This is a genomic window from Flavonifractor sp. An100, assembly GCF_002161175.1.
GTDB lineage: Bacteria > Bacillota > Clostridia > Oscillospirales > Oscillospiraceae > Lawsonibacter.
In genome coordinates, this window is sequence record NZ_NFMA01000055.1 from 1 (window position 1) to 1,556 (window position 1,556).

The window sequence follows — 1,556 nt, forward strand, 5'->3', positions numbered from 1 at the left end:
TGTCTCCTTAGAAAGGAGGTGATCCAGCCGCACCTTCCGATACGGCTACCTTGTTACGACTTCACCCCAATTATCGAACCCACCTTCGGCCGCGCCCTCCTTGCGGTTAAGCTACGGACTTCGGGTGTTCCCGACTCTCATGGTGTGACGGGCGGTGTGTACAAGGCCCGGGAACGTATTCACCGCGGCATGCTGATCCGCGATTACTAGCGATTCCAACTTCACGCAGGCGGGTTGCAGCCTGCGATCCGAACTGGGATGGCTTTTAGGGGTTTGCTCCGCCTCGCGGCATTGCTTCCCTCTGTTAACCACCATTGTAGTACGTGTGTGGCCCAGGACATAAGGGGCATGATGATTTGACGTCGTCCCCGCCTTCCTCCGTTTTGTCAACGGCAGTCTCGCTAGAGTGCTCTTGCGTAGCAACTAACAATAAGGGTTGCGCTCGTTGCGGGACTTAACCCAACATCTCACGACACGAGCTGACGACAACCATGCACCACCTGTCACCGGTGTCCCCGAAGGGAAAAGCCTATCTCTAAGCCGGTCACCGGGATGTCAAGCCCTGGTAAGGTTCTTCGCGTTGCTTCGAATTAAACCACATACTCCACCGCTTGTGCGGGCCCCCGTCAATTCCTTTGAGTTTCAACCTTGCGATCGTACTCCCCAGGTGGGATACTTATTGTGTTAACTGCGGCACGGAGGGGGTCAGACCCCCCACACCTAGTATCCATCGTTTACAGCGTGGACTACCAGGGTATCTAATCCTGTTTGCTCCCCACGCTTTCGCGCCTCAGCGTCAGTTGCTGTCCAGCAGACCGCCTTCGCCACTGGTGTTCCTCCTAATATCTACGCATTTCACCGCTACACTAGGAATTCCGTCTGCCTCTCCAGTACTCAAGAACTACAGTTTCAAATGCAGGCCATGAGTTGAGCCCATGGTTTTCACATCTGACTTGCAATCCCGCCTACACGCCCTTTACACCCAGTAAATCCGGATAACGCTTGCCACCTACGTATTACCGCGGCTGCTGGCACGTAGTTAGCCGTGGCTTATTCCTCAGGTACCGTCACTTGCTTCGTCCCTGAGAAAAGAAGTTTACAACCCGAAAGCCTTCTTCCTTCACGCGGCGTTGCTGGGTCAGGCTTGCGCCCATTGCCCAATATTCCCCACTGCTGCCTCCCGTAGGAGTCTGGGCCGTGTCTCAGTCCCAATGTGGCCGGCCAACCTCTCAGTCCGGCTACTGATCGTCGCCTTGGTGGGCCGTTACCCCGCCAACTAGCTAATCAGACGCGAGTCCATCTCAGAGCGATAAATCTTTGGCAGCCAGAGCCATGCGACTCAGCTGCATTATGCGGTATTAGCACAGCTTTCGTTGTGTTATTCCCCACTCCAAGGCAGGTTACTCACGCGTTACTCACCCGTCCGCCACTAAGTAACTCATTCCATTGGACGAATCCTCTGTCATGAGCACTCCGTTCGACTTGCATGTGTTAAGCACGCCGCCAGCGTTCATCCTGAGCCAGGATCAAACTCTCAATAAAATGGTATTTAAATG

Annotated in this window: 1 rRNA gene; it reads right to left on the reverse strand. The window is 54.5% G+C overall.

Annotated features, from left to right (window positions below):
• Positions 1-11 precede the first annotated feature (11 nt).
• Positions 12-1,542 (reverse strand): 16S ribosomal RNA (locus tag B5E43_RS14715).
• Positions 1,543-1,556: the final 14 nt, after the last annotated feature.